The organism is Stenotrophomonas sp. PAMC25021 (genome assembly GCF_004795795.1).
GTDB lineage: Bacteria > Pseudomonadota > Gammaproteobacteria > Xanthomonadales > Xanthomonadaceae > Stenotrophomonas > Stenotrophomonas muris.
Genome location: NZ_CP039255.1, coordinates 2077232 through 2100092, shown reverse-complemented (window position 1 = coordinate 2100092; position 22861 = coordinate 2077232). Strand labels below are relative to the sequence as shown.

The 22861-nt window shown below is 67.1% G+C and carries 23 protein-coding genes; 16 read left to right on the top strand and 7 right to left on the bottom strand.

What is annotated here, in order from left to right; translation table 11 throughout:
* Window positions 1–104: 104 nt before the first annotated feature.
* Entirely contained in the window at window positions 105–677 is a 573-nt protein-coding gene (locus E5790_RS09935; RefSeq protein ID WP_014645657.1) for an Ax21 family protein, read from the bottom strand.
* A 277-nt stretch (window positions 678–954) separates the two neighbouring features.
* Here E5790_RS09935 and E5790_RS09930 point away from each other — a divergent pair, with 277 nt between their 5' ends.
* Window positions 955–1314, top strand: a complete 360-nt coding sequence (locus tag E5790_RS09930; RefSeq protein ID WP_111206472.1) for a DUF1428 domain-containing protein — start codon at window positions 955–957, stop codon at window positions 1312–1314.
* A 15-nt stretch (window positions 1315–1329) separates the two neighbouring features.
* On the opposite strand, the gene E5790_RS09925 is transcribed toward E5790_RS09930, so the two are convergent.
* Both E5790_RS09925 and E5790_RS09920 read right to left on the bottom strand, forming a co-directional pair.
* Window positions 1330–2016, bottom strand: a complete 687-nt coding sequence (locus tag E5790_RS09925; RefSeq protein WP_014645654.1) for a hypothetical protein — start codon at window positions 2014–2016, stop codon at window positions 1330–1332.
* Between the two features lie 107 nt (window positions 2017–2123).
* Complete coding sequence (locus E5790_RS09920) at window positions 2124–3005, bottom strand: histone (protein WP_111206474.1); 882 nt, start codon at window positions 3003–3005, stop codon at window positions 2124–2126.
* Window positions 3006–3495: 490 nt separating this feature from the next.
* On the opposite strand from E5790_RS09920, the gene E5790_RS09915 reads away from it, so the two are divergent.
* The 10 genes from E5790_RS09915 (at window position 3496) to E5790_RS09870 (ending at window position 12001) form a co-directional block, all read left to right on the top strand.
* On the top strand, window positions 3496–4929 hold the full coding sequence (locus tag E5790_RS09915; protein WP_014645652.1) for a Do family serine endopeptidase: 1434 nt from the start codon (window positions 3496–3498) through the stop codon (window positions 4927–4929).
* Window positions 4930–5030: 101 nt separating this feature from the next.
* A complete protein-coding gene (locus E5790_RS09910; RefSeq protein WP_004153835.1) occupies window positions 5031–5396 on the top strand; it encodes a hypothetical protein in 366 nt (121 codons plus the stop codon).
* A gap of 8 nt (window positions 5397–5404) precedes the next feature.
* On the top strand, window positions 5405–5875 hold the full coding sequence (locus tag E5790_RS09905) for a phage holin family protein (protein ID WP_014645651.1): 471 nt from the start codon (window positions 5405–5407) through the stop codon (window positions 5873–5875).
* Window positions 5872–6327 carry a hypothetical protein gene (locus tag E5790_RS09900; protein WP_014645650.1) on the top strand — a complete coding sequence of 152 codons (456 nt, stop codon included), beginning with the start codon at window positions 5872–5874 and terminating at the stop codon, window positions 6325–6327. Before E5790_RS09905 ends, E5790_RS09900 begins: the two co-directional genes overlap by 4 nt.
* Window positions 6328–6394: 67 nt before the next feature.
* The gene (locus E5790_RS09895) at window positions 6395–7504 is read left to right on the top strand and encodes an AI-2E family transporter (protein ID WP_111206475.1); all 1110 of its coding nucleotides are present in this window, start codon (window positions 6395–6397) and stop codon (window positions 7502–7504) included.
* A 91-nt stretch (window positions 7505–7595) separates the two neighbouring features.
* Window positions 7596–8063 (top strand): hypothetical protein, encoded by a 468-nt coding sequence (locus E5790_RS09890; protein ID WP_032961458.1) that lies wholly within the window; start codon window positions 7596–7598, stop codon window positions 8061–8063.
* A gap of 74 nt (window positions 8064–8137) precedes the next feature.
* Window positions 8138–8857 carry an HAD-IA family hydrolase gene (locus E5790_RS09885; protein WP_049441851.1) on the top strand — a complete coding sequence of 240 codons (720 nt, stop codon included), beginning with the start codon at window positions 8138–8140 and terminating at the stop codon, window positions 8855–8857.
* A 3-nt stretch (window positions 8858–8860) separates the two neighbouring features.
* On the top strand, window positions 8861–10228 hold the full coding sequence (locus E5790_RS09880; RefSeq protein ID WP_111206477.1) for a M17 family metallopeptidase: 1368 nt from the start codon (window positions 8861–8863) through the stop codon (window positions 10226–10228).
* 136 nt (window positions 10229–10364) lie between these two features.
* Window positions 10365–11468, top strand: coding sequence for a catalase family peroxidase (locus tag E5790_RS09875; RefSeq protein WP_032961465.1), 1104 nt, complete (start codon window positions 10365–10367; stop codon window positions 11466–11468).
* On the top strand, window positions 11465–12001 hold the full coding sequence (locus E5790_RS09870) for a cytochrome b (protein WP_049441850.1): 537 nt from the start codon (window positions 11465–11467) through the stop codon (window positions 11999–12001). Before E5790_RS09875 ends, E5790_RS09870 begins: the two co-directional genes overlap by 4 nt.
* Window positions 12002–12557: 556 nt before the next feature.
* Here the strand turns inward: E5790_RS09870 and E5790_RS09865 are convergent.
* The 3 genes from E5790_RS09865 to E5790_RS22185 are packed head-to-tail and all read right to left on the bottom strand — an operon-like array spanning window position 12558 to window position 14505.
* Complete coding sequence (locus E5790_RS09865) at window positions 12558–13160, bottom strand: response regulator transcription factor (protein WP_014645643.1); 603 nt, start codon at window positions 13158–13160, stop codon at window positions 12558–12560.
* Entirely contained in the window at window positions 13157–14380 is a 1224-nt protein-coding gene (locus tag E5790_RS09860) for a sensor histidine kinase (RefSeq protein WP_049441848.1), read from the bottom strand. The genes E5790_RS09865 and E5790_RS09860 overlap by 4 nt, the downstream gene beginning before the upstream one ends.
* Window positions 14377–14505 carry a hypothetical protein gene (locus E5790_RS22185; RefSeq protein ID WP_257473236.1) on the bottom strand — a complete coding sequence of 43 codons (129 nt, stop codon included), beginning with the start codon at window positions 14503–14505 and terminating at the stop codon, window positions 14377–14379. Before E5790_RS22185 ends, E5790_RS09860 begins: the two co-directional genes overlap by 4 nt.
* Window positions 14506–14707: 202 nt before the next feature.
* Here E5790_RS22185 and E5790_RS09855 point away from each other — a divergent pair, with 202 nt between their 5' ends.
* The 4 genes from E5790_RS09855 to E5790_RS09840 all read left to right on the top strand — a co-directional run bounded on the left by E5790_RS09855 (window position 14708) and on the right by E5790_RS09840 (window position 19255).
* Window positions 14708–15955: an efflux RND transporter periplasmic adaptor subunit gene (locus tag E5790_RS09855; RefSeq protein WP_049441846.1), complete on the top strand. Its 1248-nt coding sequence runs from the start codon at window positions 14708–14710 to the stop codon at window positions 15953–15955.
* A gap of 102 nt (window positions 15956–16057) precedes the next feature.
* A complete protein-coding gene (locus E5790_RS09850; protein WP_004137569.1) occupies window positions 16058–16747 on the top strand; it encodes an ABC transporter ATP-binding protein in 690 nt (229 codons plus the stop codon).
* A 14-nt stretch (window positions 16748–16761) separates the two neighbouring features.
* The gene (locus E5790_RS09845; RefSeq protein ID WP_014035671.1) at window positions 16762–17919 is read left to right on the top strand and encodes an ABC transporter permease; all 1158 of its coding nucleotides are present in this window, start codon (window positions 16762–16764) and stop codon (window positions 17917–17919) included.
* A 13-nt stretch (window positions 17920–17932) separates the two neighbouring features.
* Window positions 17933–19255 carry an ABC transporter permease gene (locus E5790_RS09840; protein ID WP_111206479.1) on the top strand — a complete coding sequence of 441 codons (1323 nt, stop codon included), beginning with the start codon at window positions 17933–17935 and terminating at the stop codon, window positions 19253–19255.
* A 96-nt stretch (window positions 19256–19351) separates the two neighbouring features.
* On the opposite strand, the gene E5790_RS09835 is transcribed toward E5790_RS09840, so the two are convergent.
* Window positions 19352–19630: a YrhB domain-containing protein gene (locus E5790_RS09835; protein WP_019661820.1), complete on the bottom strand. Its 279-nt coding sequence runs from the start codon at window positions 19628–19630 to the stop codon at window positions 19352–19354.
* A gap of 358 nt (window positions 19631–19988) precedes the next feature.
* Here E5790_RS09835 and E5790_RS09830 point away from each other — a divergent pair, with 358 nt between their 5' ends.
* Entirely contained in the window at window positions 19989–22814 is a 2826-nt protein-coding gene (locus E5790_RS09830; protein WP_136191737.1) for a TonB-dependent receptor, read from the top strand.
* Window positions 22815–22861 lie beyond the last annotated feature (47 nt).

Genomic DNA, 22861 nt, shown 5'->3' with positions numbered 1-22861 from the left:
CCAGTCAGACAGCATTCCGGTTTGCCACGGCGCAAACGCAACAGGCCCGGCAAATGCCGGGCCTGTTGGGGCGTCTCCAGCGCGCAATCGCGCCGAGGCAGCAATTACCAGCTGAAGCGCGGGCCGACGGTGTATTCCTTGTCGCCGTGGCGGTTCATCTTCAGCTCGCCGTTCAGGCCCCAGTTCTGGTTCAGCTTGACCTGACCACCCAGGCGGCCGTACCACTGGCCATCCGGATTGACGCCGTGCTTCTTGGCGTAGTCTTCGTAACCGACCATGCCGTAGACCTCGGCGTGGGCGCCGAAGGCAGTGCGGATACCGGCTTCAGCGCTGTAGCCGTTGAAGTCCAGACCGTGCTTGCGGTCGAACTTCTGGTAGGCAACGCGGGCAACGAAGTCGGTGCTCGGAGCGATTTCAACGTTGTAGCCGGCACCGACCTTCCACTGGTCAACCTTCAGGTTGGTGTGGTCGATTTCCTGGCGGCTGTATTCGCCGAAGGCGTGGAAGTTCGGCAGGAAGCCGTAGGAACCCTTCACGCCCCAGCCGTCGGCCTTGATGCCTTCAACGTCGGTCTTGGCGTAGTCGGCTTCGGCGTAGTTGTAGGACAGGTTCTCAGCAGCCGAAGCGGTGAACGGCAGGGCAGCGGCCAGGGCCAGAGCAATCAGCGAATTCTTCATGGGGGTACACCTTTACTTTCTTATGGTGTGCAGCAGCGCCAGGGCGCCATCGCATCGGGAATGTAAATTCTCCGTTATTCGCCACAACGCTCCCTGAAAACAGCGGTCTTCGCATTGCTGAATTTTTTGGCTTGATTCAGGCTGCGTCTGGCATACGCGCGCGGCGCGCGTGCATTTTTCAGGTTTCTTCACCGTCCACCGTTGTCGATCCCCGATCCCCTGGTTCGTCGTGTACCTGAAGGCCGTGCATGTGGCACGGTCCATCCGGAGGCAGGCAATGAGCTACATCGACGGTTTCGTCCTGGCGGTGCCCACCGCCAACAAGGAGAAGTTCCTCGCCCATGCACGCACAGGGGATCCCGTTTTCATCGAGTACGGCGCGCTGCGCGTGGTCGAGTGCTGGGGCGATGACGTGCCGCACGGCAAGACCACCGACTTCTTCGGCGCGGTGAAAGCCACGCCGGATGAGACGGTGGTGTTTTCCTGGATCGAATGGCCGGACAAGCCGACCCGCGACGCCGGCATGAAGAAGATTATGGAGGACCCGCGGTTTGATCCAACGAAGAATCCGATGCCGTTCGACGGCGCGCGGATGATCTACGGCGGCTTCGTGCCGCTCTACGAGCTGACGCGCTGAACCCGGCGGACGTGCTCAGCGCGCGTCCGTTTCATCGCTGGCAGCAGCATGGCCGGCGCCCAGTGCGGCGCCGGCACCGAGGCCCATGCCGCCCATGCCGGCGCCCATTCCACCACCACCGCCACCGCCTGCACGGCCGCCCTTGGCATCGCCGTCGTTACGGCCCTTGCCGCCACCACTGGCAACGGGCCGGGTCGGCCCCTGCGGTGGAATCTGCAGATCGGCCGGAATCGGGGCCAGATCCAGCGCTTCGCGCACGAAGTCGCGCAGCGAGACCACCAGTTCGTGGGTATGCACCGGCCGCCCCTGTGCCAGTTCGTTGGCGGCACGCGTGGCCAGCCGCACCTGTTCGTCGGTGCCCAGCAGCAGGATGTCCGACAGCGCGGCCTCGACCGCATCGCGGATGCGCCGCGCACGGTCCGAGCGCGGCTCGGCGATGCCGTCGGCATCTTCGCGCTGGCGCAGGTCGCGACGATGGCTGGGATCCACGCCCAGCTCGCCGGTGAACGAACCGCCCAGGGTCTTGTAGGCGGCCATCAGCGTGCGCAGCCGTTCGTTGATCTGCCGGTTCTCGCGCTCGCGGCGCTGCTGCAGGGTCTGCATCACCAGCAGGCGGATGCCGACGCCGAGCAGGGTGATCAGGACCAGGCCGGCCAACGTGGACAGCACGCCCTGCCAGGAACTGAAGTCGATACCGCGCATGATCGGGGCTCCGGCGGGAAGAACCTGCATCTTGCCCCAGGTAGCGCCCCAGAAACGCGAAAGGCCCTACCACCCGGTGGGTGGCAGGGCCTTCGGTCACGGCGCGATTACTTGCGCTTGGCGACCTTGCGCACGGCCTTCTTGGCCGGAGCCTTCTTGGCGGCGACCTTCTTCAGCGGCGCAGCCTTCCTGGCGACCGTCTTGCGGGTGGCGGCAACCTTCCTGCCCACCGCCTTCTTGGCGACGGCGGTCTTCTTGCCGACAGCCTTCTTGGCGACGGCGGCCTTCTTGCCAACAGCCTTCTTGGCGACGGCAGCCTTCTTGCCGACAACCTTCTTGGCGGCCGCGGTCTTCTTGGTGGCGACCTTCTTGGTGACGGCAACCTTCTTGCCGACAACCTTCTTCGCAGCCACGGCCTTCTTGCCGGCGACCTTCTTGGCGGCGACGGTCTTCTTGGCCACAGCCTTCTTGGCGGTGGCGACCTTCTTGCCGACCACCTTCTTGGCGGCCGCGGTCTTCTTGGCAACGGTCTTCTTCGCGACGGCGGCCTTCTTGGTGGCGGCCTTCTTCACGGTGGCGACCTTCTTGCCGGCAGCCTTGGTGGCCTTCTTGGCGGCAGCGGCCTTCTTGGTCACAGCCTTGCCTGCAGCGGCCTTCTTCTTGGCCACTTCCTTCTTCAGGGCAGCGGCTTCGGCCTTGGCGTTCTTCTTGGCCGCTTCCAGCTTCTTCTTGGCATTGGCAACGGTCTTGCCGACCGACTTGGCGGCCTTGTCGGCCTTCTTGGCAACGGTCTTCTCGACCTTGGCCACGGCCTTCTTGGCCTTGGCAACGCGGGTACCGGCCGCCTTGGTGGCGCGCTTGACGGTCTTCTTGACCGACTTCACGGCGTCTTCGGCGGCGTGGGCGATGGTCTCGCCAACGTTGGTGGCGGCTTCTTTGACGTTCTCGACGGCGTCGGTCACGACCGACACACCATTACCGTTGCTCATGTTGCCCTCCTGGGGGCCTTAAGTATCAAAACGGGGCGATGCTATACCGACATTGACGATCGTGGAACGGGGCACGCGCCCGCAATCGCATCTGATGCGACGGCCATGGTGTAGCCCACCACTGCCGCAGAAGCGGCGGGTTCACAGGAAACCCCTTTTTTTAAGGGCTACGCCACAGCAAGCGCGTGGTCGAAGATGGCCGTTGCGTGCCGTTGCACGGACGCGGCATCCGATGCGTGCTGTGGCGCATTGCGGCACCCGGTTGCGCGGAACTGCGCAGGTATCGGTCTGTGTCGGCGCCCCCGGCGATCGTCTTCGGTGGTGCAGGCGTCGCCTGTGCGGTGTCGCCACAGCCATGCTGTCAGCCTCCTCACTCGCCTTTCGCGGCCTGCGGTTTTCATGGCGCATTTATCCAGATCGCGACACACTCATTCAGCTTGTTTTACCGTAGGGCCGAATCGCCCCCACCCACGCCAGCGAACCGACAACCATGCGACCGCTTCCCACCCTGCTTACGCTCGCAATCGCCGCCGCCTTCGGTGGCTTCGTTGCCACCGGCATCAATGCCCACCTGGACAACCGTGCCGATGCAGCACCGCTGCCAGCGGTGCTGCCGACCACCGCCGCGTTGCCGGCCGCGGTGGCCGGACAGGCGGTGCCTTCGCTGGCGCCGATGCTGGAAAAGGCGATGCCGGCCGTGGTCAGCGTCAACACCAAGCAGGTGGTGCGCGTGCGCAACCCGTTCTTCAACGACCCGTTCTTCCGCCGCCTGTTCCCGGATATCCCGCAGGAGCGCATCAACGAATCGCTGGGCTCGGGCGTGATCATCGACGCCAAGGAAGGCCTGGTGCTGACCAACCACCATGTCATCGACAACGCCGATGACGTGCAGGTGACACTGGCCGACGGGCGCACGGTGAAGGCCGAGTTCCTCGGTTCGGACCGCGATACCGACATCGCGCTGATCCGCATCCCGGCGCAGAACCTGACCGACATCAAGCTCGGCAACAGCGACCAGCTGCGGGTCGGTGACTTCGTGGTGGCCATCGGCAACCCGTTCGGCTTCAGCCAGACGGTCACCTCGGGCATCGTCTCGGCGGTGGGCCGCAGCGGCATCCGTGGCCTGGGCTACCAGAACTTCATCCAGACCGATGCGTCAATCAACCCCGGCAATTCCGGTGGCGCCCTGGTCGACCTGCAGGGCCAGCTGGTCGGCATCAATACCGCCAGCTTCAACCCGCAGGGCAGCATGGCCGGCAACATCGGCCTGGGCCTGGCGATTCCGTCCAACCTGGCGCGCAGCGTGGTCGACCAGCTGGTCAAGCACGGCGTGGTGGTACGCGGCACGCTGGGCGTGGAGAGCCAGAACCTGACCGCGCAGATCGCGCAGGGGCTGGGCCTGGGCGAAACGCGCGGTGCGCTGATCACCCGCGTGCTGGCCGGTTCGGCGGCCGCCGCGGCCGGGTTGAAGCCGGGCGACGTGGTGGTCTCGGCCAACGGTCAACGCGTGGACAGCGCCGAAGCCCTGCACAACGTGGAAGGCCTGGCTGCGGTCGGCAGCCCGATGACGCTGGATGTACGCCGCGAAGGCAAGCCCGTGCAGATCAAGGCCACGCTGAAGGAACAGGCGCGTGCGGTCACCGGCGAGAGCCTGGACCCGCGGTTGACCGGTGCCACCTTCGTCGACCTGCCCGAGTCGCTGCGACAGTCGGGTGTCGGCGGCGTGCTGGTCAGCGAGGTCAAGCGTGGCAGCCGCGCGGCCAGCAACGGCCTGCAGCAGGGCGACATCATCACCGACGCCACCGTGGGTGAATTCGCCGACCTGGCCAGCTGGCGCGCCAACTTCCAGCAGCGCCCGCCGACCCTGGTGGTGCGCGTGCTGCGCAACAATGGCCAGCAGCAGGGCCAGCTCGTGATGCGCTGATCGCCCTGCCGTAACACCCCCTATACCCCGGCAATGCTATTGCTGTCAGTCCAGGTCGGCACCGCCGACACCCGTTCCCCCATCGCAACAGGAGTGATTCGATGAGCCCCACCAATACCGAGAACCTGAAGGAACACCTGGGTGAAGCCGGTTCCCACCTGAAGCAGGCCGCCACGGCCGCCGGCGGTGCGATCAAGGGCGCAACCGGTGCCGCGACCGACGAGCTGCGCATCGGCAAGGCCAACGTCAAGGCCGAACTGTCCGACAGCGCACTGTCTGGCCTGGCCGCCGCCGAATTCGGTGGTGCCGCTGCCAAGGAACAGGTTGACGCGTTGATGGACAAGGGCAAGGACCTGATCGACAGCGCCGCCGAGTTGATCCGTGAGCGTCCGCTGGCTTCGTTCGGCGTCGCCTTCGCTGCCGGCTGGATCATCGCCAAGCTGGCCCGCGGCAGCAGCGACAAGTAAGCCGCGGCGTGAGCGAAGACAACGCGCAAGCCCCTGATCCGGCGGCCACCCCGCCGCTGGATGAGAGCATCCGCCAGGTCGGCGCGGCCGGTCGTGCAGCCGCCGATTCGGCCAAGCACACCGTGCGCTCGCTGCGCCGGCTGGCCTCGGCCGACTTCGCCCTGGCCCGCAGCGCCTTCGGCCGTGCGCTGGCCTGGGCCGGCGTGGCGATCGTATTTGGTGCCTCGGCCTGGCTGCTGATGGCGGCCACCCTCATCGCCCTGCTGCAGAGCTGGGGCCTTAGCTGGCTGCAGGCGCTGCTGATCACCTCGCTGCTGAGCCTGGCCGTCACCGGCTACGCGATCTGGCGGGTGTCCTACTTCTTCCACCACACCGGCATGCATGCCACCCGGCGCCAGCTGTCACGCCTGGGCCTGTTCGACGAGCCCAGCGAAGACGACCCCGATGCCGGCGTGCAGCTGCCCGAGGGCAAGCCATGAAGTTCGGCGCGCTGCAGCGGCGGGTGAAACGCTGCGAACAGGTGGTGACCGTGCGCTTGGGCGAGACCCAGGACCACTGGTCCACGCTCAGCGACGTCTGGCGAAAGGGCTGGTCGCCGTTGCGCATCGTGGTGGTCGGCCTGGCCGGTGGCTTCATCGCCGGCAAGCTGGAAGTGCCCGGCAAGGTCAACGGTGCGCGCTGGCTGCAGATGGTCGGTTCGGTCTCGAACCTGTTCGCCAGTGCCCAGGCGGCGTTTGCCACGGCGATGGCGGCACAGGCTGCAGCGACCGCCGACGACGCGGCCGAAGAAGCCGACGATGCCAGCGAACAGGCACAGGCGGCGGCCTCCGCCGCCAACGCACGGCCGGCACCTGCCCCCCGCCCGGAACCCGAACCGGAACCGCGCGAACCGCGCCCGGCCGAAGCCGCCACCGAGCTGTCCGAACGTTGATCCATGCACTCCGCCGCGCCGATCGCGGCCGGCGGATAATGCGCTCCCCTTCCCGGTTGGTGCGTCGATGAGCGAGTCCCTCCTGTCCCCGTCACCAGCCGATCCGCAGGATGCGGAGGCACCGCTGCCGCCCCCGTCGCGTCCACGCGGGCCGATGTCGCTGGTGGTCCTGGCCACCCTGGCGGTGGGCTACACGCTGTGGGCCGCGCAGGACATCATCCTGCCGGTGCTGCTGGCGGTGTTCTTCGCACTGGTCGGCAACCCGATCCTGCGCCTGCTGCAGAAGCTGTGGATTCCGCGCGCGCTGGGCGCACTGCTGATCCTCGGCGCCGGGCTGGGCGTGACCGGGTCGCTGGCGGTGCAGTTGATCGGTCCGGCGATGGAATGGGCGCAGGAAGCACCGCAGCAGCTGCGCAAGGTGGCCCGGCAGGTGCAGGACCTGACCAAGCCGGTGCAGCAGGCCAACCAGGCGGCGGAAAACTTCGCCCGCGTGGCCGGCGGTGACAGCAACCACAAGGTGCAGGTGATCCGCACCCAGCTGGACGATCCATACCGCATGCTGACCCGTGCACCGCGCCTGGCCGCGTCGGTGCTGGCGGTGGTGCTGCTGACCCTGTTCTTCATGATCTACGGGCAGAGCCTGCAGCGCGCAGCGATCGCCCTGTTCCCGAACCGCCAGCAGCAGCGGTTCACCACCGACATCCTGCGTTCGATCGAACGGGAGGTCTCGCGTTACGTGCTGACCATCAGCGTCATCAACACCCTGGTCGGGCTGGTGTTCGCCGGCGTGCTGATGCTGCTCGGCATCGGCCTGCAGGAAGCACTGCTGTGGGGCACGGTGGCTGCACTACTGAACTTCGCCCCGTACGTGGGTCCGCTGATCGGCGTGGCGCTGATGCTGTTGATGGGCTTCGTCGAGTTCCGCGACCCGCTGCAGGCCCTGCTGCCGGCCGCCGCCTACCTGGGCCTGCACACCCTGGAAGGGCAGATGGTGACCCCGATCGTGCTGGGCCGTCGGATGAAGCTGTCGCCGCTGGTGCTGATCCTGGCGCTGATGGTGTTCGGCTGGGCCTGGGGCATGATCGGGCTGCTGCTGGCAGTGCCGCTGCTGGTGTGCATCAAGCTGGTGCTGGCACGCCTGGATGGCATGCAGGGCTGGGCACGCCTGCTGGAGTGACGGCATCAACAACGGATGGACGCAGGTGGCGGAACCAGAAACAGGGACGAAGTGGCAGACTATGGCGCCCTACCCGGATGGATCCGCTCGTATGAACTCTCTCGCCACGCGTTGCCTTGCCTTGGCCTGCATTGCCGCTCCCGCGTTCGCCGCGACGCCGCCGACTGCCGATCAGGCGCGCACCCAGCTTGCTGAGGCGGTTACCTGCAAGCGGCACCTCACGCCCATGCAGTTCGACGCCATGGCCCGGATGCTGGCACCGGCCCCGGCAAGGGCGCAGGACGGCGAATCCAGCGGCGAGTTCCGGCTGACCACGCCCTTGATGGTGCTGGGCCAGCCCGTGAACCGGCTGCAGTCCTATGACGGCGACAGCGGCGAGGATGGCATCGACAGTTTCACCGCGTACTTCAGCTCGGCCAGTGTGGAACAGGTCGCGGCACTGGCGAAGATGTCCGACCCGGTGGCAGGCACCTACACGAAGGAAGTTGGGCGGCACAACCTGGACGTGCAGCAGTTCGACGGCCAGACCACCATCGCCTGCTCGTACAACCTGCGCTGACCCGGCCCAGCCACAGTGCCCACCCGCCCGCCGCGCCGCATGAAAGCCCGCGCGGGCAGGGGTAGAATGGCGAGGTGAATTTCCCCGTCCAAGCCATCACCCTCGACCTTGACGACACGCTGTGGCCGTTCGCTCCGATCGGCGCCCGCATCGAACAGGTCCTGCACGCCTGGATGTGCGAACACAGCCCCGCTACCGCCGCGATGTATCCGGTGGAGGCGATGCGCGAACTGCGCGAGCGGCTGTACCACGCCCATCCGCACCTCCACCACGACCTGAGTGCGCTGCGCCGGCTGACCCTGCACGAAGCACTGCACACCAGCGGTGCCAGCCTCGATCTGCTGGAGCCTGCGTATGAAGTGTTCTACGCCGCGCGCAACCAGGTGGAGTGCTATCCCGATGCGATCGACGCGCTGGCGCGCATTGCCGCACGGGTACCGGTGGCGGCGCTGAGCAACGGCAACGCCGACCTGGAGCGGATCGGCCTGGCCCATCATTTCGCCTTCCAGCTGGGTTCGCGCGAACACGGCGCGGCCAAGCCCGAAGCCAGCATCTTCCATGCCGCGTGCACCCGCCTGGGTGTGGCACCGGCACAGGTGCTGCACGTCGGCGACCATGCCGACATGGACGTGGCCGGGGCGATTGCCGCCGGCCTGCGCGGCTGCTGGATCAACCGCGACGCAGCCACCTGGACCCATCCGCAGCTGCAGCCGGACCTGCAGTTCGACACCCTTACCGGCCTGGCCGACTGGTTGGATGCCAACCTCGACGCCGCCGCACCCCGGAGTACCTGACGCATGAGCGAGATCACTGGTTTCACCGCCGACACCGCTGCGGCGCTGCCGTTGTACGTGCTGGACCGCGAGCAGTTCGCCGCCTGGAAGGACAGCCAGCCGGCTGCCACGCAGGCGTGGCTGGCATCGCAGGGCTTCAACGCCGGCGCCCACAGCGTGGCACTGCTGCCGGGCGCCGATGGCCTGGCCGGTGCCGTGATGGGCGTGGGTGATCGTGCCGATGCCTACAGCTATGCGCATGCGCCGCACGCGCTGCCGGAAGGCAGCGTCTGGCAGCTGGCCAATGAACTGCCGGCCGCCGAACTGGCGCTGCTGCAGCTGGGCTGGGGCCTGGGCAGCTACCGCTTTGACCGCTATCGCAAGCGCAACCGCGCACCGGCGCAGCTGGCGGCCTCGCCGACCGGCGAAGTGGCCGACCTGATCGCCGCCAGCCTGCGCGTGCGCGACTGGGTCAACACCCCGACCGAAGACATGGGCCCGCAGCAGCTGGAAGACGCCGCGCGCGCGCTGGCCGATGCACATGGTGCGCACATCGAGGCGATTACCGGCGACGAACTGCTGAAGCAGAATTTCCCGGCCATCCACGCCGTGGGCCGCGCTTCGCATCGTGCGCCGCGTCTGGTCGTGCTGCGCTGGGGCAGGGAAACCGACCCGGCGCTGGTGCTGGTGGGCAAGGGCGTGTGCTTCGATACCGGCGGGCTGGACATCAAGCCGGCCGACGGCATGCGCAACATGAAGAAGGACATGGGCGGCGCCGCGCACGCACTGGCCCTGGCCGGCCTGGTGATGGCACGTGGGCTGCCGGTGCGGCTGACCCTGCTGGTGCCGGCGGTGGAAAACGCGATCGGTCCGGATGCCTTCCGCCCGGGCGAAGTCATCGCCACCCGCAAGGGCCTGAGCGTGGAGATCGACAACACCGATGCCGAAGGCCGCGTGATCCTGTGCGATGCGCTGACCTTCGCCGGTGAGCAGAAGCCGGACCTGGTGCTGGACTTCGCCACCCTCACCGGTGCCGCGCGCATCGCACTGGGCCCGGACCTGCCGGCACTGTTCAGCAACGACGACACGGTGGCCCAGCAGTGGCTGCAGGCCGGTGACGCGACCCGCGACCCGGTCTGGCGCATGCCGCTGTGGCGCCCCTACCTGCGCTACCTGAGCAGCGGCATCGCCGACCTGGCCAACGCCGGTTCGCGCATGGCCGGCTCGGTGACCGCCGCGCTGTACCTGGAACGCTTCCTGGAAGACGGCCAGCGCTGGGCGCACCTGGATGTGTATGCCTGGAACGACGGCGAGCGCCCGGGCCGTCCGGCCGGTGGCGAAGCGCTGGCGCTGCGCTCGGCGTGGGCGATGCTGAAGCAGCGCTACAGCTGATCGGGTGGGTGCCGACCGTTGGTCGGCACCCCGTCCCCGGAAAATCTGACGAAAAATTGAATTTCGGCCCCGGCCGGGTTCTGCGAGGATGTGTGGGTCGACCACCCACACGCTCCGTGAAGGCAGGACTCCGACCATGTCGCTCTTCCGCTACACCCGCGCTGGCCAGACGCCGGGCGCGCCACGCAAGCATTCACCCCTGCTCTGGATCGCACTGATCGCACTCATTCTGGGTGCGGTCGCGCTGGCCTTCGCCTGGCTGGCCGGCTGGATTGGAAACCGCCTGACCGCGCAGCGCTTCACCGACACCATCGAGGCCACCGGCCCGGCCCACCCGGGCTTCCGCCGCGCGCACAGCAAGGGCATCTGCGTGAGCGGCTGGTTCGAACCCAGCGCGCAGGCCCCCACCCTGTCCAGCGCACGGGTGTTCTCGCAACGCCGCGTGCCGGTGATGGGCCGCCTGTCGATCGGCGGCGGCGACCCCTACGGCGCCGACAACACCGCACGCGTGCGCAGCCTCGCGGTGCAGATGGTCAGCGATGATGGCCAGGAATGGCGCATGGCGATGAACAGCTTCCCGTTCTTCGCCGTGCCCAGCGCAGAGGCGTTCTACGAGCAGACCCGCGCCTCCATTCCCGACCCGGCCACCGGCAAGCCCGATCCGCAGAAGATGGCCGCGGTGCTGGCCAAATACCCCAGTGCGCAGGCTTTCCAGCAGTGGGCCAAGACCGCGCCGTGGACCAGCAGCTGGGCCGACACCACCTTCAACAGCGTCAACAGCTTCTGGTTCACCAATGCGCAGGGCCAGAAGCGCGCGGTGCGCTGGCGCTGGCAGCCGCAGGCGCCGGTGGTGGAGATGGATGCGGAAACCCGCAAGCAGGCCAGCGTCGATTTCCTCAGCCAGGAACTGCAGCAGCGCCTGGCCAGCGGCCCGGTGCGCTGGAACCTGGTCGTGACCACCGCCGAGCCGGGCGATGCCATCGATGATCCGTCGGTACCGTGGCCCGAATCGCGTGATCAGGTAGTGGCCGGCGTACTCAGCCTGGACCGCATGCAGTCGCAGGAACAGGGCGCCTGCGGGCAGATCAATTTCGATCCGCTGATCCTGCCCAGCGGCGTGCGTGGCAGTGACGATCCGATCCTGGCGGCCCGCTCGGCCGTGTATTCGCAGTCCTTCAACCGCCGCGAACGCGAGCGCGCCACCGGCAACGTCGAGCAACGGAAGGAGGCCGCACGATGAGCACCGGCAACGGCCACTTCAACCTGCTGGCGCGGGTGCTGCACTGGTCCATGGCGCTGATGATCGTCGCCATGCTGTTCATTGGCGTGACCATGGTCGCCTCGCTGCACCTGCGGCCGATGCTGATCGACCTGCACCGCCCATTGGGCATCACTATCGGCGTACTGGTGTTGCTGCGCCTGTACAACCGGCTGCGTCATCGCCCACCGCCGCTGCCGGCGGATCTTCCTGTGTGGCAGGTGATGGCGGCCAAGGCCTCGCACTGGATGCTGTACGCGCTGATGCTGGCGATGCCGCTGATCGGCTGGGCGATGCTGTCGGCCGGCGGTTACCCGATCGTGCTGTGGGGTGGCCTGCACCTGCCGCCGATCGTGCCGCATACCCCGGCGCTGTATGCCGCGTTGCGCAATGCGCACAGCCTGCTGGCCTATGTGTTGTTTGCCACGGTGCTGATGCATGTGGGTGCGGCGCTGTTCCACCTGTGGGTGCGGCGTGACGGGGTGTTCCAGGCGATGGCGCGCGGGAAGAATTGAAAGGATTCGCCGGGCGTTCCCGGCGGATTGTTTCCGCGACCGCGGGGGGTGTCACTTTTCTTTTCGCGCGAAAAGAAAAGTAACCAAAAGAAACGCGCCGCCAGAGCGCGAGCCGGTGCTGCGCACCGGTGCCCTGTGCTTCTCGGTGAATCAGGGGACGGCGCCGAACTCGCTACGCTCAAACACCGGCGCCTCTTCGCCCCTGATTCCCCTGCGATGCTCGGCTCGCTCAAGGCGGACCCAACATCAAGAGCGACAGCTGCACCCAGTAGATCCACGCCATGCGTGGATGCTGTTGCCGTTGATCTTGACCTTCCAGTCCGCCTTGAGCGAGCCGAGCACCGCAGGTCCGGCGAGGGCGAAGAGGTGCGGGTGTCTGAGCGCAGCGAGTTCCCGCGCCGTCCCTCGACGGACCGAGGAGCGCAGGGCACCGGCGTGCGAAGCACGCCGGCTCGCGGCCGGCGGAGCGCTTCTTTGGTTACTTTCTTTGCGCGCAAAGAAAGTGACATCCCTCCGTGGTCGCGGAAACGAAATCACCGGGAACAGCAGGACGCCCCTACAACCACCCCTTCTGCCGCGCCAGCCGGTACGCCTCGATCCGGTTGGCCACGCCCAGCTTGCCGATGCACTCGGACAGGTAATTGCGCACCGTACCGTGCGACAACCCCAGCTGCTCGGCGATCTCGCTGGCGGTGCGGCCCTCGCCCGCCAGCCGCAGTACGCGGCGCTCGCGGTCGGTCAGCGGATCGGCCTGCGACCACGCATCCAGTGCCAGCTGCGGGTCGATCGCGCGGATGCCCTGTTTCACCTTGCGCAGGGCATCGGCCAGGTTCTCGGCCGGTGCATCCTTCAGCAGGTAGCCCAGCACGCCGGCTTCCAGCGCGCGGCGCAGGAAACCGGCGCGGGCGAAGGTGGTCACGATCACCACCTTGATCGGCAGCTCGTGGCGCGCGATGCGCTGGGCAAGCTCGAGCCCGGACAGGCCGGGCATCTCGATGTCGGTGACCAGGATGTCCGGTTGCAGCTGCTGCAGCATCCGCCACGCGGTTTCGCCATCGGCGGCGCTGCCCAGCACCTCGATATCCGGCTCCAGGCCCAGCAACGCCGACAGTGCACCGCGCACCATCGCCTGATCCTCGGCCAGCAGGATGCGGATCATGCGGCACCGTCCTGTGCCAGCGACGGCGGCGCTCCCGGCGGCAACGGTGTGGTCGCGGCAGCCAGTGGCACGCGCACGGTCAGTCGCGTGCCCTCGCCCTTTGCGGACTGTACCTGCAGGCTGCCCCCCAGGGCGGCCACGCGTTCGCGCATGCCGCTCAGCCCGTTGCCCTCGGCCTGCACGCCGCCACGGCCATCGTCGCGGATCTGCATCGCCAGCATGCGTCCCTCCAGCATGAACTCCACCCGTGCCTGTGTCGCCTGTGCATGGCGCACGATATTGGTTGCGGCCTCGCGCAGCACCAGCGCCAGCCCGCGTTCGACATCCACCGGCATCGCCGGTGGTGGTGCGTATTGAAGGTGGACCTGCTGGCATTCCAGCAGCAGCCGCGCCGATGCCAGCTCACCGGCCAGGTCGCTGGCGCGGATGCCGGTAACCGCGCTGCGCACCTGTGCCAGCGCTTCGCGGGCGATGGCCTCGGCCTCGCCGATCTCCAGCCGCGCGCGCACGTCGCCGCGGTCGTGCAGCTTGCGCGCCAGCTCCAGCTTCAATGTGATCAGCGACAGGGTGTGGCCGAGCAGGTCATGCAGGTCGCGGCCGATGCGTTCGCGCTCGGCAGTGGCCGCCAGCCGCCGCACCTCGTCCTGCGACAGCTGCAGTGCCGCATCCTTCTGCTGGTTGAGCGCTTCCACGTTCACGACCAGCCCCACGATGTAGGCCACGGCCGGGATCCAGACCAGGCTCTGCCACGGGTACTGGAACAGCAGCGCGAGGCTGCAGAACAGAAGGTTCAGGCCAGTGAGCTGCAGCAGATACTGCCACCAGCCACCGCGTCCGCTCACCCGCAGCAGCACGCAGCCGAACACGAAGTAGGTCAGCCCGGACGGATACCAGGGCAGCAGCACCAGCGACATCGCGATCAGGCCCAGCGCATAGCGCGGAGCGTGATGGCGCGGCGCCACCATCACCTTGGCGTACAGCAGCAGGAACACCGGATAGCTGGCCAGCGTCAGCAGCAGCCAGCGCAGGGTGAAGCCGTGGCCAAGCAAGGGTGTCAGGAAGATCCACACCGACCACAGCAGGTGGACTGCCTCGCTCCAGGGCGATTTTCCCCGGCGCAGCGTATCGGCCACCGCCGAGTCCGGCGCGGGGCGCAGCAGCGAGGCAAGCCATGTCGACGGCACGGGCGGTTCCAGGCGGGGACGATCGCCGCCGATCATGCCAGTTCAGCCGCCTGCGCGCAGGCGCCACCACCGGCCGGGCGGCACCGGCGCAACCGAGCGCGGATCACGGTACGCTTGGCGGCGCGGCTGTGGCGGGCCAGCGACGGGGTGATCGGATCCATGGGCGGTACCGGTAGCGGGGACGTTGCCATCCTGTGCCGCCGTGGTCACGTTTCGCAGTTGCCGCCGTCAGTGTCATCGGGTGACAGCTGTCACTGCCGTCATCGCTGTGCCTGCCTGCATGCTGTGCCGCACGCTCCACCGCCGGAACCGCCGCCGTCCGCCCTTCCGGCCACACCCGCCCAAACGCCTGTGATGGAACGAATGAACGCTTCTGCCGAGCTGTTGAAGGAACTCCGTATCGACCGCAAATCGCCGCCGCCCGCCTCCGGCGGCAGTGGCGGTGGCCGCCGCTGGCTGTGGATCGCGATCATCGTGGTCGTGTTGTTGCTGGCCGCTGTCGGCTTCGCCCTGTTCGGGCGTACGCCGGCAGTGGACGTGGAAACCGCCCCCGCCGTGGCCATCCAGCAGGGCAGCGCCAGCAGTTCGGTGCTCGATGCCAGTGGCTACGTGGTCGCCCGGCGCATGGCCACGGTATCGGCCAAGATCACCGGCAAGGTGCGCGAGGTGATGATCGAGGAAGGCATGCGCGTGGAACAGGGCCAGATCATGGCCACCCTGGACCCGATCGATGCCGACGCGCAGCGCAGCCTGTATGCCTCGCAGCTGCAGGCCGCACGCAGCCAGGTGGCCGGGCTGGAAGCGCAGCAGAGGCAGGCGGCCGCTGAAGCCAGCCGCCTGCAGGCACTGGTCGGCCAGCAGCTGGTGTCGCGCTCGCAGTACGACCAGACGGTGGCCCAGCGTGACAGCCTGCGTGCACAGCTGGACACCGCACAGCGCAACGTCAAGGTGGCCAACGACCAGCTGGCCATCGCCGATCTGGGCGTGGACAACAACATCGTGCGCGCGCCGTTCTCCGGCGTGGTCACTGCCAAGGCCGCGCAGCCCGGCGAAATCGTCTCGCCGCTGTCGGCGGGCGGTGGGTTCACCCGTACCGGCATCGGCACCATCGTCGACATGGACTCGCTGGAGATCGAAGTCGAGGTCGGCGAGGCCTTCATCGGCCGCGTGCAGCCGAAGATGCCGGTCGAAGCCACGCTCAACGCCTATCCGGAGTGGAAGATTCCGGGCGAGGTGATCGCCATCATCCCCACCGCCGACCGCGGCAAGGCCACGGTGAAGGTGCGCGTGGCGCTGAAGGTGAAGGACCCGCGCATCGTGCCGGAGATGGGCGTGCGCGTCAGCTTCCTGGAGCAGGCGCAGCCGCAGGCGGCCGCCAAACCGCAGGGCGTGCGCGTGCCGGCGGGCGCCGTGGTCCAGCGCGAGGGCGCCTCGGTTGCCTTCGTGCTGGGTGACGAAAGCCGCGTGCAGCAGCGCACGGTCGAGGCCGGCCAGGCGATGGGCAAGGACCGCCAGATCCTCAAGGGCGTGAGCGCAGGTGAATCGGTGGTACTGAACCCGCCGGACACCCTGCGCGATGGCGCCAAGGTGCAACAGAAACAAGCGCAGTAGCGGCCTGGCGCCCACGGGCGCCGCCGGCAGCACCGCTCGACGCACGCCTGCGGCCCCTGCCGTGGCGCTTCCCCGTTTCCCGCCTTCCGTGGAGAACCACCCATGTCGACCCTGGTTTCACTGCGCAACATCACCAAGACCTACCAGCGTGGCCCCGAGAAAGTGCAGGTGCTGCACGGCATCGACCTGGACATCGCCAGCGGCGACTTCGTCGCGCTGATGGGCCCGTCCGGCTCGGGCAAGACCACCCTGCTCAACCTGATCGGCGGCCTGGACAACCCCAGCGGCGGCGAGATCAGCATCGAGGGCGAGCGCATCGACCAGATGAGCGGCGGCCAGCTGTCGACCTGGCGCAGCCACCACGTCGGCTTCGTGTTCCAGTTCTACAACCTGATGCCGATGCTGACCGCGCAGAAGAACGTGGAACTGCCGCTGCTGCTGACCCACCTCAATGCGGCGCAGCGCCGCCGCAACGCCGAGATCGCGCTGACCCTGGTCGGCCTGGCCGACCGCCGCAGCCACCGCCCGAATGAACTGTCCGGCGGCCAGCAGCAGCGCGTGGCAATCGCCCGGGCGATCGTCTCCGACCCGACCTTCCTGATCTGCGACGAACCGACCGGCGACCTCGACCGCCAGTCCGCCGAGGAGATCCTCGGCCTGCTGCAGCAGCTCAACCGGGAGCATGGCAAGACCATCATCATGGTCACCCATGACCCGAAGGCCGCCGAGTACGCCACGCACACGGTGCACCTGGACAAGGGCGAGCTGGCCGACGCGCCGCTGGCCCACTGACGGAGGCCACGGCGATGAAATACTTCTCGTTGGTGTGGGCGCAGCTGTTCCGCAGCCGTACCCGCACGTTGCTGACCCTGCTCTCCGTGGTGGCCGCGTTCCTGCTGTTCGGCATGCTCGATTCGGTGCGCGTGGCATTCACCTCCGGCGGCAGCGTGGAAGGCGCCAACCGCCTGGTGGTCGCATCGCGGCTGTCGATCACCCAGTCGCTGCCGATCCGCCTGGAGGCCCAGGTGCGGCAGGTGGCCGGCGTGCGCGACGTGGCCTATGGCATGTGGTTCGGCGGCATCTACCAGGACCCGAAGAACTTCTTCCCGAACTTCTCGGTGTCCCCCAACTACTTCGATGTCTACCGCGAGCTGCAGATCGACCCGGCACAGCTGGAAGACTGGAAGCAGACCCGTACCGGCGCCATCGTCGGCGAAACCCTGGCCAAGCAGTTCGGCTGGAAGATCGGCGACACCATCCCGCTGCAGGCCACGATCTTCCCGCGTGGCGGCAGCAACGACTGGCCGCTGGTGCTCAAGGGCATCTACCGTTCCAAGGACCGTGCGCTGGCCGCCAACGAAGAACGCCAGTTGATGATGAACTGGAAGTACTTCGATGAATCCAACGACTACATCAAGAACCAGGTGAGCTGGTACACGGTAACGCTGGACAACCCGGACCACTCTTCGCGGGTGGCGCAGGCGATCGACGCGATCTCGGCCAACTCCGACCACGAGACCAAGACCCAGACCGAATCGGCGTTCCAGCAGGCCTTCGTCAAGCAGTTCGCGGATATCGGCATGATCGTCACCTCGATCATGGGCGCGGTGTTCTTCACCCTGCTGCTGTTGACCGGCAACACCATGGCGCAGGCCGTGCGCGAGCGCGTGCCGGAGCTGGCCACGCTGAAAACGCTGGGCTTCAAGGACAGCACCGTGCTGACCCTGGTGATGGTGGAATCGGTGCTGCTGATCGGCCTGGGCGGCCTGATCGGCATGGGCCTGGCCGCGCTGATCCTGCCGGCCATCGGCCCGAAGAGCATGGGCATGCTGCCGCCGCACGTGCCGACGCCAACCTGGCTGATGGGGCTGGGCCTGATCGTGGTGATCGGCATCATCGTCGGCCTGTTGCCGGCGCTGCGTGCCAAGCGCCTGAAGATCGTCGACGCACTGGCCGGTCGCTGAGGAGAACACAGACATGTTCAAGAGCAAACTCAAGAAGTGGCTGGGCAACGGCGTGACGGTGCTGCTGCTGGCGGTCGGCCTGGTGCTGTGGATCAGCCTGCCGTGGACCGGCGTGCTGGCCGTGACCGTGGTGGTGGCCCTGTGGCTGCTGCTGACCCGCGGGGGGCGACTGGCGCTGGCCGCCACCCGTATCGGCGTGGCCAGCCTGCCGCAGCGCTGGGGCGCGTCCTCGGTGATCGTGGTCGGCATCGCCGGCGTGGTCGGCGTGCTGGTGGCAATGCTGGCGATGGGCGAAGGCTTCCAGGCCACGCTCAACAACACCGGCGATGACACCACTGCCATCGTGCTGCGCGGTGGCTCGCAGGCCGAGACCAACTCAGTGATCACCCGCGAGCAGGTACCGATGCTGTCCACCCTGCCCGGCATCAGCCGCGATGCGCAGGGCCGGCCGCTGCTGTCGCCGGAGCTGTCGCAGGTGGTCAACCTGGTGTCGAAGTCCGATGGCACCGACGTCAACGCGCAGTTCCGCGGCGTGGGCCCGCAGGCATGGGCGGTGCATGACAAGGTCAGGATCGTCGAGGGGCGCAAGTTCGCCACTGGCCTGCGCGAGATCGTGGTCGGCCAGGGCGCCAAGGGCCAGTTCCGCGACATGGAGGTGGGCAGGACACTGACCCTGGGCAACCAGACCTGGACCGTAGTGGGTGTGTTCGCCACCGGCGATGCGCATGATTCGGAACTGTGGACCGACGCCGATACGCTGGCCACCACCTACCAGCGCAGCGCCTGGCAGTCGATCAGCGTGCGCACCGAGGGCAAGGCAGGCTTCGATCAGTTCAAGGCCGCCGTCGCCGCCGACCCGCGCCTGAAACTGGACGTGGAAACCACCCGCGTGTACTACAGCAAGCAGGGCGGCGGGCTGACCAAGTTGATCGACATCCTTGGCAAGGTGATCGGCACGATCATGGCGGTCGGTGCGGTGTTTGGCGCGCTCAACACCATGTATGCGGCCGTCGCCACGCGCGCCCGCGAAATCGCCACCATGCGTGCGATCGGCTTCCGCGGCCTGCCGGTGGTGACGGCAGTGATGCTGGAGACGATGCTGCTGGCGCTGCTCGGTGGCCTGCTCGGCTGTGCGGTGGCGTGGCTGCTGTTCAACGGCTACAGCGTGTCCACCATCGGCAGCAACTTCAGCGCAGTGGTGTTCAAGTTCCATGTGTCGCCGGAACTGCTGTGGACCGGCCTGAAATGGGCACTGGGCATCGGCCTGGTCGGCGGCCTGTTCCCGGCACTGCGCGCGGCACGTCTGCCGATCACCACGGCGCTGCGCGAAACCTGAGCATCGCGCAGCGGTGGACTGCGCATCACGCAAGGGGACGGAGCGAAGGCTCCGTCCCTTTCACGTTGCCGAACTCAGAAATCCGCCGCCGCAGCATCAGACGGCGGGGCCGCGCGCGGCCAGATGCTGGCGAAGGACCTCCTCGGGCGGATACGCCGTGCCCAGCGCGTGCTGCTCGCCTGTGTGCCGGTCGACGAAGATCGGCCCATTGCCGGCCAATGCATCCGAGATTTCGCCGGATTGCAGGTAGCGCAGCGACTGGAAGCAGAACAGCCAGCCTTCGACCACTTCGTGCTCATGCGTGATGGCAACCGGCTCATCGTCGCTGGCAAGTGCAGCCTCCACGCGACGGCGTGCTTCTTCAAGCTGGATCATTCCTTCGTCTCCTGCCTTCGATGACAAGGCGAAGAGCATTTCATGCGGGCAGGTGCATCACAACGCCTGCGCGCCTGCATACAAGCGCGTACTGCGACGCGTTGTCGCAACCACTCAAGCGTGCCAGCTTCGTGCCGCTATCGATGCCTCTGCCCATCGCAAACGCAGCGCGCGTGACGCTGCGCACAGCGCATCTGTGGATTGTTGGTTGCGATTCATTTTCGCGCACTTCCAGCAGCGCCGAGACAAACAGTTACGAATGGAAACATTCTAGAATCGCGCCCCCCACGTTGGTTTGCAGCACCCCACGCGCCCATAGAACGGGCGCTTGTTTTTACCGAAACACGAGATTTCACGGATGTCCCTGAAAACCAATCCGCTGCGCAACGCGATCGTCATCGCGCTGGCCGCCAGCTGCACCACCCCCGCCTTCGCACAGAGCACCAGCGATACCCCGACCAACCTCGACCGCATCGAAATCACCGGCTCGCGCATCCGCCAGGCCAGTGTCGAAACCGCACAGCCGGTGGTCGCGCTCAACCGCGCCGAGATCGAGAAGAAGGGCTACGTCAACGTCGCTGACATCCTGCAGGACATTCCTGCCGCCGGTGCGCCGAGCATGAGCCGCGCCTCGTCGCTGACCTCCTCGCGCGACTTCGGCGGCATGTACGTCAGCCTGCGCAACCTGGGCCCGGAACGCAGCCTGGTGCTGATCGACGGCCGCCGCATGGGCGTCAGCGCCGGCGGTTACTCCGACCTGGCCTCGATCCCGTCGTCCATCGTCGAGCGCGTGGAAGTGCTGACCGACGGCGCCTCCGCGCTGTACGGCTCCGATGCCATCGCCGGCGTGGTCAACATCATCACCCGCAAGAATTTCGATGGTAGCGAAGCCAGCGTCTATGTCGGCCAGTACGGCCAGGGTGACGGCCAGAAGCGCGCCTACAGCGCGACCTTCGGCAAGACCTTCGAGCGCGGCTGGTTCAGCGTGGGCGCCGAGCGCACCAAGGAAGATGAGGTGCTGGGCAAGGACCGCGAGTTCAGCCGTTACACCAACGGCCCGCGCCACCCCAACGATGGCCTCAATGGCAACACCCCGTGGGGCTACGTCACCGTCGGTGGCAAGAACCTGACGGTAGGCCCGGGCGGCGACCCGGGCAAGGCCGGCAACTTCCATGCGCCGGACCCGGCTGATGGTGCCAACACCAAGTCGAACATGAGCCTGCTGACAGGCCTGGAACGCACCTCGGTGTTCGCCAACGGTGGCTTCTCGATCACCGACAACCTGCGCATCGTCGCCGACGCGTTGTACAGCAAGCGCGAGTCGACCAAGCACCTGGCCGGTTACCCGTACTCGGTCAGCGCCGCACAGGCCCGCAATGGCAGCCGTGCCGCCCTGTCCAAGGACAGCGCGTTCAACCTGTGGGGCCAGGATGCGCTGTTCGCGCACCGTACCGAGGAACTGCCGCGCGGCACCGAGAACAACCTGGAAACCAAGCGCGCCAGCATTGGTCTGGAAGGCAGCTTCGAAACCGGTTCGCGGTACTGGGACTGGAACGTCAACTACATGTACAACCGCAACGAAGGCGAGCGCATCGGTACCGGCAGCATGTACCAGCCGCACGTCAACCTGGCCGTCGGCCCGTCCTTCATGGACGGCAACGTGGCCCGCTGCGGTGCGCCGGGCGCGGTGATCGCCGGCTGCGTGCCGTGGAACCCGGCCGCCCCGATGGGTTACACCGGACCCGGCTCGCTGAGCAACCAGGACGTGCAGGACTACCTGTTCACCCGCTTCGTCGACAAGATGCAGAGCACCACCAAGGTCGCCAGCGGCAACATCTCCGGCTCGCTGTTCACCCTGCCGGCCGGCGACATCCTGGCCGCGATGGGCTTCGAGCACCGCAGCGAAGAAGCCAGCTACACTCCGGACACGATGGTGCAGAAGGGCGAGATCGCCGGCACCAGCGGCCAGCCGACCCGCGGCAACTACTCGCTCAACGAGGTCTACCTGGAGCTGCAGGTGCCGCTGCTGGCCGACCTGCCGTTCGCCCGCGAACTGTCGCTGGACATGGCCGGCCGCTACTCGGACTACAACAACTTCGGTTCGACCACCAACAGCAAGTTCGGCCTGAAGTGGAAGCCGATCGACAGCCTGCTGGTGCGCGCCACCTACGGCACCGGCTTCCGTGCGCCGACCGTGGATGACCTGTACGGCGGCACCGTCAGCAGCCGCGACTCGTTCACCGATCCGTGCGATACCTCCTTCGGTACCGCCGCCACCAGCCCGACCGTCGCTGCCCGCTGCCAGGCGCTGAAGGTGCCGGCCAACTTCCGCCAGCTCAACAGCGATGGCAGCGTGGCCACCAAGCCCGGCCAGCAGGCCACCACCGATTTCAGCTCGGGTTCCAACCCGGGCCTGAAGCCGGAAACCGCCAAGACCTGGACCGTCGGCCTGGTCTACAGCCCGGACTTCGTGCAGGGCCTGGACGTCAGCCTGGACTGGTGGAAGATCCGCATCGACAACGCCATCGTCGGTGAGTCGGCCACCAACATCCTGGAACAGTGCTACGTGCAGGGTTCGGATGCCGCCTGCGGCCGCTTCACCCGTGGCAGCAACGGCCAGGTCAACTCGCTGGACCGCTCGCTGGTCAACGCGGGCTACCGCGAAACCGCCGGCTATGACATCAACGTGCGCTACCGCCTGCCGGAAACCGCGTTCGGCAAGTTCGCCGTCAACTGGAACACCACGTACACCGACTACCTGGAGCAGCGCAACGACAGCGCCGCGACCACCCCGGTGGAACAGCGTACCGGTTGGGCCGGCGACTTCCGCGTGCGCTCCACCTTCAACCTGGATTGGCAGTACGGCGACCTCGGCATCGGCTGGACCGCGCGCTACTACTCCAGCATGAAGGAGAAGTGCTCGTACATGGATGAGTGCAACATGCCGGGCTTCAACTCGTCGTACACCAGCGCGTCGCCGACCAACAAGGTGGGCTCCAACACCTTCCACGACCTGCAGCTGCGTTACAGCCTGCCGTGGGATGGCACCGTGTCGCTGGGCGTGAACAACGTGTTCAACCACCAGGGTCCGATCATGTACAGCCAGCCGAACAGCAGCTTCACCTACTACGGTGGCTTCGACATCGGCCGCTTCATGTACATGAAGTACCAGCAGCGCTTCTAAGCCTGCAACCGCGTTCCCGCCACGGCCATCCCTCTCTCCTGGCCGTG

What these genes read in the sequence shown, in the direction of transcription:
- E5790_RS09880 (WP_111206477.1), top strand. Translation starts at nt 8,861, where the DNA reads ATGAGCGAGATCACTGGTTTCACCGCCGACACCGCTGCGGCGCTGCCG.
- E5790_RS09850 (WP_004137569.1), top strand. Translation starts at nt 16,058, where the DNA reads ATGTCGACCCTGGTTTCACTGCGCAACATCACCAAGACCTACCAGCGT.
- E5790_RS09930 (WP_111206472.1), top strand. Translation starts at nt 955, where the DNA reads ATGAGCTACATCGACGGTTTCGTCCTGGCGGTGCCCACCGCCAACAAG.
- E5790_RS09910 (WP_004153835.1), top strand. Translation starts at nt 5,031, where the DNA reads ATGAGCCCCACCAATACCGAGAACCTGAAGGAACACCTGGGTGAAGCC.
- E5790_RS09920 (WP_111206474.1), bottom strand. Translation starts at nt 3,005, where the DNA reads ATGAGCAACGGTAATGGTGTGTCGGTCGTGACCGACGCCGTCGAGAAC.
- E5790_RS09855 (WP_049441846.1), top strand. Translation starts at nt 14,708, where the DNA reads ATGAACGCTTCTGCCGAGCTGTTGAAGGAACTCCGTATCGACCGCAAA.
- E5790_RS09840 (WP_111206479.1), top strand. Translation starts at nt 17,933, where the DNA reads ATGTTCAAGAGCAAACTCAAGAAGTGGCTGGGCAACGGCGTGACGGTG.
- E5790_RS09915 (WP_014645652.1), top strand. Translation starts at nt 3,496, where the DNA reads ATGCGACCGCTTCCCACCCTGCTTACGCTCGCAATCGCCGCCGCCTTC.
- E5790_RS09875 (WP_032961465.1), top strand. Translation starts at nt 10,365, where the DNA reads ATGTCGCTCTTCCGCTACACCCGCGCTGGCCAGACGCCGGGCGCGCCA.
- E5790_RS09865 (WP_014645643.1), bottom strand. Translation starts at nt 13,160, where the DNA reads ATGATCCGCATCCTGCTGGCCGAGGATCAGGCGATGGTGCGCGGTGCA.
- E5790_RS09900 (WP_014645650.1), top strand. Translation starts at nt 5,872, where the DNA reads ATGAAGTTCGGCGCGCTGCAGCGGCGGGTGAAACGCTGCGAACAGGTG.
- E5790_RS09890 (WP_032961458.1), top strand. Translation starts at nt 7,596, where the DNA reads ATGAACTCTCTCGCCACGCGTTGCCTTGCCTTGGCCTGCATTGCCGCT.
- E5790_RS09835 (WP_019661820.1), bottom strand. Translation starts at nt 19,630, where the DNA reads ATGATCCAGCTTGAAGAAGCACGCCGTCGCGTGGAGGCTGCACTTGCC.
- E5790_RS22185 (WP_257473236.1), bottom strand. Translation starts at nt 14,505, where the DNA reads ATGGATCCGATCACCCCGTCGCTGGCCCGCCACAGCCGCGCCGCCAAG.
- E5790_RS09925 (WP_014645654.1), bottom strand. Translation starts at nt 2,016, where the DNA reads ATGCGCGGTATCGACTTCAGTTCCTGGCAGGGCGTGCTGTCCACGTTG.
- E5790_RS09845 (WP_014035671.1), top strand. Translation starts at nt 16,762, where the DNA reads ATGAAATACTTCTCGTTGGTGTGGGCGCAGCTGTTCCGCAGCCGTACC.
- E5790_RS09830 (WP_136191737.1), top strand. Translation starts at nt 19,989, where the DNA reads ATGTCCCTGAAAACCAATCCGCTGCGCAACGCGATCGTCATCGCGCTG.
- E5790_RS09860 (WP_049441848.1), bottom strand. Translation starts at nt 14,380, where the DNA reads ATGATCGGCGGCGATCGTCCCCGCCTGGAACCGCCCGTGCCGTCGACA.
- E5790_RS09870 (WP_049441850.1), top strand. Translation starts at nt 11,465, where the DNA reads ATGAGCACCGGCAACGGCCACTTCAACCTGCTGGCGCGGGTGCTGCAC.
- E5790_RS09895 (WP_111206475.1), top strand. Translation starts at nt 6,395, where the DNA reads ATGAGCGAGTCCCTCCTGTCCCCGTCACCAGCCGATCCGCAGGATGCG.
- E5790_RS09935 (WP_014645657.1), bottom strand. Translation starts at nt 677, where the DNA reads ATGAAGAATTCGCTGATTGCTCTGGCCCTGGCCGCTGCCCTGCCGTTC.